Raw genomic sequence first — 7622 nt, 5'->3', positions numbered from 1 at the left:
CGCGACCGTTGCCGGCGTCGGTTGCGAGGGCGCGGTCGCCGACGCCTTGACGCCTGCGCCATCCGCCGCGGTGGCTTGGGCGGCGTCGGCGGCAGTCTTGGCGGCGTCGGGGTCCGCGACGCCCTTGGTCGAGGTCTCGCTGTCCGCGGCCTGAGCGAGGGCGTCGGCGGCGGTCTGGAGACCGGCGGACTTGCCCGCGCCCACCGCGGCCGCGGCGACGGCGGTCTCGCCGGCGTCGGCGCTCTGCAGCGTCTGGACCGTCTGGGTCTGGGCCTGGGTGGTGGCGACCGCGGCTGCAGCCGCGGCCAGGGCCTGGCCGGCGTCCGTCGGCGCAGCGGTGGCGGCGGTGGTCGTCTGGCCGTCGCCGGCGGTTTTGTCCTTGCCGTCGTCGCTCGCCGTCTTGACTGCCTTGGCGTCGTTCGCCGTCTTGACTGTCTTGGCGTCGCCGACGGTGGATTTGCCGGCCGACTTGGCGGCGGTCGCCGCAATGTCGCCTGTCTTCGGCTCCGCACTGGAGATCGTCGCCAGCATGGCTTCGAACGCCGCGGGCAGGCCCTGCACGTGGGCGCCCCCCTGCGCGCCACTGCTCGCGCCGGCGCCTGCCGCGGCGCTCGGGCCGGGCACGATGGATGGGGCGGGATTGATCGCAGCAGCGGACATACGCTTCGGACGCCTTGGCACGGGAGGGATGGTCGGACGCCTGCTGCGCCGGGGATCATTCGAACGTCCTGGAGCAACCTTTGCGCCAACTCGGCAATTCGTTGTTTTCACAGGGATAATGTTACCTCTGACGGGGCGCCGCCGAGAGGCCGTGGAGCGGAAATTGCCGGGCTGTTCGGCGTCGGATGGGGCGTTTCCTGCCGCCCCGGCCAGGCGGCGTCTGGCATGGCCGCCGCCGCGGACCCCGAACTGGCGCCGGTCTTGCGGTTAACCAAGCGAACTCACCGGCCCCAGGAGGGGTCAATGTTGAAAACAAACAATATTTTCCGGCCCTACGCGTGGGCGTTCCATCCCATCCCGGCAGAAACCGCCGAGCCGCGCGTCAGCCTTTGCCGGGCGGAGACCTAAAGCATGGCCATTTCAAACGCCCTGCAGAACGCGACCTCGGGCCTCCAGGCGGCCCAGGCCGCCCTCAACGCGATCTCCGACAACATCGCGAACGTCAACACGCCCGGCTACACCCGCAAGACCATCACCCAGCAGCAGGCGGTCGTCGGCGGCAGCGGCCAGGGCGTCGATGTCACCGGCGTCCAGCGCGTCACCAATCAGTACCTGCAGTCGGCCAGCCTCACGGCGGGCTCCGACTCCAGCCGCTACAGCGTCTATTCCCAGTTCATGGACAACGCCCAGGGCCTGTTCGGCGACCCGACCAGCTCCGACGCCTTCTTCAACCTGTCGAGCACGATCTCGGCCGACTTCGCCAGCGCCGCCAACGACCCGACGTCCAGCCTGCTGCAAGGCCAGGCGCTGAGCGCGGTCGGCAATTTCCTGAGCAACGCCAGCCGGATCAACACCCAGATCAGTACGCTCAGCACCAGCGTCGACAGCCAGGCGACCAGCGACGTCAGCCAGGTGAACACGCTGCTCGGTCAGATCAGCAGCCTCAACAGCGAAATCGCCCGCGGTTCGGTGAACGGCGGCGATGTGACCGGCTCGCAGAACCAGGAACAACAGCTGGTCACCCAGCTGTCGTCGCTGATGAACATCAACGTCACCCAGACCCCGCAGGGCGGCGTGAACATCCGCTCGACCGAGGGCATCGCCCTTGTAGGCGACAGTGGGGCCTCCACCCTGACCTACAATTCGAGCGCCACAACACCGGGCTACATCAGCGCCATGACGCCGGGCGCGTCCTCGGGCGCTCAGCCGATCACCATCAACAGCGGCGAGATCAAGGGCCTGCTCGACCTGCGCAACACCGCGCTGCCGGGGCTTTCCAACCAGCTCGGCGAATATGTCTCGCGCACCGCCCAGTCGCTGAACGCCGCCAGCAACGCCTCGACGGCCTCGCCGCCGCCGGCCTCCCTGACCGGCCGCAACACCGGCCTCGACATCACCACGGCGGCCAGCAACTTCACCGGCCAGTCCACCGTCGCGATCACCAACGCCGCCGGCGTGGTGCAGCAGAGCGTCGCCATCGATTTCAGCGCCGGCACCATGACGGTGGGCGGCGTGTCGACCAGCTTCACGCCCGCGACCTTCCTCAGCACGCTGAACTCCAGCCTCGGGACCTTCGGCTCGGCCACCTTCTCCAACGGCGCGCTGACCATCGCGGCCACCGGTTCGAACGGGGTGGCGATCAACGAGGGCACGTCCCAGAAGGCCGGCCAGGGTTTCTCCCAGTTCTTCGGGATGAACGACGTCGTCACCTCGACGGGGATTTCCACCTACGACACCGGGATGACCGCCTCGGACGCCAACGGCTTCATCCCCGGGGGCACGATCTCGCTGCAGATCTCGGGGTCCGACGGCAAGCCGCTGCGCCAGGTGACGGTTACGGTGCCCCCGGCCAGCAATCCGACCATGGGCGACCTGCTCAACGCCCTGAACAACAACTCCACCGGGGTCGGCCTCTACGGAGCCTTCAGCCTGGACGCCCAGGGCGACCTGACCTTCACCGGCAACGCCCCCCAGAACGCTCAGGTGTCGGTGGTCCAGGACACCACCCAGCGCGGCGTCGGCGGACCCTCGATCAGCGCGCTGTTCGGCCTGGGTACCGGCCCCCGCTCGGCGCGCGCGGGGACCTATCAGGTCAATCCGGTGCTGACCAACAACCCCAGCCAGATCCCGTTCAGCTCGCTAAACCTCAGCGTGGCGGCGGGCCAGTCGGCGGTCGCGCCCGGCGATGGCAGCGGCGCGCTCGCGCTCTCCCAGGCCGGCTCCAACACCCTCCAGTTCAAGGCCGCGGGCGACCTCGGCAACGTCAGCATGACCGCCGACGCCTACGGCGCGGCGTTTAGCGGCTCAATCGGCACCGACGCGGCCACCGCCGACAGCCTGTCCACCAGCGCCACCGCCGTGCAGTCCGAAGCGAATTCCAAGCTCCAGTCGGTCGAGGGGGTCAATATCGACGAGGAGCTCGTCAACCTGACCACCTACCAGCAAGCCTATTCCGCCAACGCCCGCATGATCCAGGCGACGAAAGACGTCTTCGACGCCCTGCTGACCATCGTCCAGTAACCAGATCCTGTTAGTGGCCCGTCTTAAGAGGATCAGATCATGATCGACCGCACATCCACCGCCGGCAACTATTCGGCCATCCTGGCCAACCTGATGGCCGCCGAGAGCCAGCAGACCGCCGCGGCGAACAAGGTGTCGTCCACCGTCAACGGCACCGACCTGAAGTCCTATTCGACCCAGGCCGAGACCTTGACCGCGATGCAGTCGGTCGACGCCCGGATCACCAACTACCAGTCGCAGAACACCATCATAGCGGCCAAGCTCGACAATCAGGATGCGGCGCTGAACAGCGTCGCGGGCGCCGCCACGGCCGTGGGTCAGTCGATCTCCGACGCCCTGGCCGCCGGCGACGGCACCACCCTGATGCAGGAGGTGCAGAGCCAGTTCCAGACGGCGGCGAGCGGCCTCAACAGCCAGTACGACGGCAAGTACCTGTTCGCCGGCGGCCAGGTGAACACCCAGCCGGTTACCGCGACTCAGCTCAGCGACCTCACCTCCGGCCCGCCGATCGCCAGCTTCTTCCAGAATGACAACCTCCAGGTGACCGCCAAGCTCGACGACAACACCACGGTCACCACCGGCCAGCTGGCCAGCACCCTGGGGACGCCGATGATGCAGGCCTTCCAGGCGATCGAGGCCTATGACCAGGGCCCCAATGGCCCCCTGACCGGCACGCTGAACGCCACCCAGCAGGCCTTCCTGACCACCCAGCTGCAGAGCTGGCAGGGCATCGCCACCAACCTGACGACGGCGACGGCGCAGAACGGCATGGTGCAGGCCCAGGTCGCCCAGGTGGCCACCAGCCTGGCCACCCAGCAGACCTCGCTCACCGGCATGATCGGCAACATCACCGACGCCGACATGGCCAAGGCGGCGACCGACCTCTCCAACGCCCAGCTCGCCGTGCAGGCCTCCGCCAAGGTGCTGCAGGCCCTGCAGAGCGACTCCCTGCTGCAGATCCTGCCGGTCGCCTAAGTCACGCCACCCTCCCCATTGTCGGGCGGGATGGCTATATGGGCGCCATGAACGCTCCGGTCCTCACCGCGGGAAAGCTCAGCGACGGCCTGATCGAGGCCGCGCGCGAGGCCGTTCGCCTGCCCGCGGGCGCCCGGATCGTCGCCGCCATGTCCGGCGGTGTCGACTCGACCGTCACCGCCGCCCTGCTGGCCCGCGCCGGCTATGACGTGGTGGGCGTCACCCTGCAGCTCTACGACCATGGCGCGGCGATCCAGAAGAAGGGCGCCTGCTGCGCCGGCCAGGACATCCACGACGCGCGCACCGCCGCCGAGAGCCTCGGCGTGCCGCACTACGTCCTCGACTACGAGAGCCGCTTCCGCGACCAGGTGATGGAGGATTTCGCCGACGCCTATCTGCGCGGCGAGACGCCGATCCCCTGCGTGCGCTGCAACCAGACCGTCAAGTTCCGCGACCTCTTGGATGTCGCGCGGGATCTAGGCGCCGAGGCCATGGCGACGGGGCACTACGTCCGCCGCGAGGTGGGCGCGAGCGGCCCCGAGCTGCACCGCGCCGCCGACGCCAACCGCGACCAGTCCTACTTCCTGTTCGCCACCACGGCCGAGCAGCTGGCCTATCTGCGCTTCCCGCTGGGCTCCCTGCCCAAGCCCGCCGTGCGCGCCGCCGCCGCCGAGCTTGGCCTGGCCGTGGCCGACAAGCCGGACAGCCAGGACATCTGCTTCGTGCCCGAAGGCCGCTACACCACCGTGATCGACCGCCTGCGCCCGCAAGGCGCGCTGCCCGGCGACATCGTCCACCTGGACGGCCGCGTGCTCGGCCGCCACGAGGGCGTCACCCGCTACACCATCGGCCAGCGCCGAGGCCTGAACGTGGCCGTGGGCGACCCGCTGTTCGTGGTCCGCATCGACGCCGACAGCCGCCAGGTGGTGGTCGGTCCCCGCGAGGCCCTGCTGACCCATAGCCTGACCCTGAAAGAGACCAACTGGGTCGGCGACGGCGAGGCGTTCGCGCCGGGCCGGCCGGTCCTGGCCCGCGTGCGCTCCACCCGCGAGCCCGCGCCCGGCCGCCTGGCCCTGATCGACGGCCAGCCCGCCGTGGTCTTCGACGCGCCCGAGGAAGGCGTCGCCCCCGGCCAGGCCTGCGCCCTCTACGCCCCGGAAGCCGAAAGCCGCGTCCTCGGCGGCGGCTTCATCGCCGGCACGGTGCGCGCGAACCTCTGAGCGGCTCGCGTGTTCTCCCCGCAAAGGAGAGACGCCCATGCCCGCCAAGAAATGGATCGCCGGCGCGACCGAGAAGAAAGGCAAGCTGCACGAGGCCCTGCACGTGCCCAAGGACGAGAAGATCCCCGCCGCCAAACTCCACGCCGCCGCCAAGCAGGGCGGCAAGGTCGGCAAGGAAGCGCGGCTCGCCGAGACTCTGAAGGGGCTGACCCACAAGCACTGATAACCTCGCATCCTTCTCCCCGGGGAGAAGGATGACGGAATGGCTCGGGACGCCTATATCCCGGCCATGACCAGTACCGCCTCTGACCCCGTCGTCATCGCCGCCTACGCCCGCACGCCCATGGGCGGTTTCCAGGGGGTGTTCGCGCCCGTGAAGGCCACCGAGCTGGGCTCCGCCGCCGTCCGCGCCGCGGTGGAGCGCGCGAAGGCGCCGGCCGACGCCGTCGAGCAGATCTTCATGGGCTGTGTGCTGCCCGCCGGCCTCGGCCAGGCGCCGGCGCGCCAGGCGGCGATCGGCGCCGGCCTGCCGAAGTCCGTCGAGGCCACAACTGTCAACAAGATGTGCGGCTCGGGCATGCAGGCCGCGATCATGGCCCACGACGCGCTGGCCGCCGGCTCCGCCGACATCATCGTGGCCGGCGGCATGGAGAGCATGACCAATGCCCCCTACCTGCTGAAGAACCACCGCGCCGGCGCCCGCATCGGCCACGATACGTCCTACGACAGCATGTACCTGGACGGCCTGGAGGACGCCTACGAACCCGGCCGGCTGATGGGCTCCTTCGCCGAGGAGACCGCCAAGTCCTACCAGTTCACCCGCGAAGCGATGGACGAGTTCGCCATCTCGTCCCTGACCCGAGCCAAGGCCGCCAGCGAGAGCGGGGCCTTCGCCCGTGAGATCGTCCCCTTCGAGGTGGTCACCCGCAAGGGCGCGGTGCTCATCGACACCGACGAACAGCCGGCCAAGGCCGATCCCGCCAAGATCCCCACCCTGAAGCCCGCCTTCGCCAAGGACGGCGGCATCACCGCGGCCAACGCGTCTTCGATCAGCGACGGCGCCGCGGCGCTGGTGATGACCCGCGAGAGCGTCGCCCGGAAGCTCGGCATGACCATCGTCGCCCGCGTCGCCGCTCACGCCGCCCACGCCCATGAGCCCGGCCTCTTCACCACCGCGCCCGTGCCGGCCATCAGCAAGTGCCTGAAGCGCGCTGGCTGGAGCGTCGCCGACGTCGACCTCTTCGAGGTCAACGAGGCCTTCGCCGTGGTCGCCATGATCGCCGAGCGCGACCTCGGCCTCGACCGCGCCAAGCTCAACGTCAATGGCGGCGCCTGCGCGCTGGGCCATCCCATCGGAGCCTCCGGCGCCCGCATCGTCGCCACCCTGCTCTCAGCCCTCGAAGCCCGCGGCGGCAAACGCGGCGTCGCCGCCCTCTGCATCGGCGGCGGCGAAGCCACCGCCATGGCCGTGGAGCTCGCGTAGCGACTTCCCCCATTGCGGCAGCAATGGCGGGAGGGGGACCGCTCGCCGACCCCGGGCGTAAGCGGGGCGAAGAGCGAGTGGTGGAAAGGGGCAAGCCTGATCCACAGAGCAATAGACGTCAGGCTGTACCGCCGAGTTTGAGGTTCGCCCCCTCCACCATCGGCGCTTCGGCCGATGGTCCCCCTCCCGCCGCTTCGCGGGGGAGGTTGGCCCTACTGCTGCACGTCCTTCATCTGCTTCTTCATCGCCTCGGCCTGGGCGCGGAGCTTGGCGAGGTCGGCGGGGTTCACGTGGCCCGCGGCGGCCTCTGCGCGCACCTTCGCCGCATCGCCCTGCATCGAGGCCGCAGCGTCAGCGCCTGCCAGCATGTTGAACTTGAAGTTCCCCACCTGCATGTCGCCGGCCTTCATGTCCGGCGGGCAGGGGCCCAGCCAGTCGGCTTCGATCGTCGTGGTGTGGGCCCCGTTGGCCTGGGCCATCGGCGAGCCCTCGGTCACGGAGTTCACCTCCACCTTGTAGTGCGAGGAGAAGTCGCCGGTCGCCTGGCCGTCCGAGGTCACCGTCCCGCTCTCGCCCATGTGGCAGACCGCGTGGAAGCGCCAGCCGCCGCCCGGAAGCGGCGTGACGGTCTCGTGCGTGCAGTCGGACTTGGACCTGCCCCCGACCTGGCTGCCCCACCACTTCATCTTCTGGTCGACGGTGGCGTCGAGGCACATCTTGACCGTCTGCTTGGCGCCGCGGGAGTCGATCTTGTTGTCCCAGAG

6 protein-coding genes and 1 pseudogene are annotated in these 7622 nt (G+C 69.5%); 5 read left to right on the top strand and 2 right to left on the bottom strand.

Annotation, left to right across the window (positions count from 1 at the left end; translation table 11 throughout):
* Positions 1-660, bottom strand: a pseudogene (locus E8A12_RS11770) (hypothetical protein); the annotation flags it as partial.
* Between the two features lie 411 nt (positions 661-1071).
* Between E8A12_RS11770 and flgK the strand changes: the two are divergent.
* The 5 genes from flgK (at position 1072) to E8A12_RS11745 (ending at position 6858) form a co-directional block, all read left to right on the top strand.
* A complete protein-coding gene (gene flgK / locus E8A12_RS11765; RefSeq protein ID WP_293368880.1) occupies positions 1072-3180 on the top strand; it encodes a flagellar hook-associated protein FlgK in 2109 nt (702 codons plus the stop codon).
* Between the two features lie 39 nt (positions 3181-3219).
* Positions 3220-4155: a flagellin gene (locus E8A12_RS11760; protein WP_293368878.1), complete on the top strand. Its 936-nt coding sequence runs from the start codon at positions 3220-3222 to the stop codon at positions 4153-4155.
* A gap of 47 nt (positions 4156-4202) precedes the next feature.
* Complete coding sequence (mnmA, locus tag E8A12_RS11755) at positions 4203-5375, top strand: tRNA 2-thiouridine(34) synthase MnmA (protein ID WP_293368876.1); 1173 nt, start codon at positions 4203-4205, stop codon at positions 5373-5375.
* 37 nt (positions 5376-5412) lie between these two features.
* On the top strand, positions 5413-5598 hold the full coding sequence (locus E8A12_RS11750) for a hypothetical protein (protein WP_293368874.1): 186 nt from the start codon (positions 5413-5415) through the stop codon (positions 5596-5598).
* A gap of 66 nt (positions 5599-5664) precedes the next feature.
* On the top strand, positions 5665-6858 hold the full coding sequence (locus tag E8A12_RS11745) for an acetyl-CoA C-acyltransferase (RefSeq protein ID WP_293368882.1): 1194 nt from the start codon (positions 5665-5667) through the stop codon (positions 6856-6858).
* A gap of 212 nt (positions 6859-7070) precedes the next feature.
* Here E8A12_RS11745 and E8A12_RS11740 read toward each other — a convergent pair.
* The coding region (locus tag E8A12_RS11740; protein ID WP_293368872.1) for a DUF3617 family protein at positions 7071-7622 on the bottom strand (552 nt) is incomplete at its 5' end.

The sequence above is a fragment of the Phenylobacterium sp. genome (assembly GCF_004799395.1).
Taxonomy (GTDB): Bacteria; Pseudomonadota; Alphaproteobacteria; order Caulobacterales; family Caulobacteraceae; genus Phenylobacterium.
This window is presented reverse-complemented; position numbering and strand designations above follow the sequence as displayed.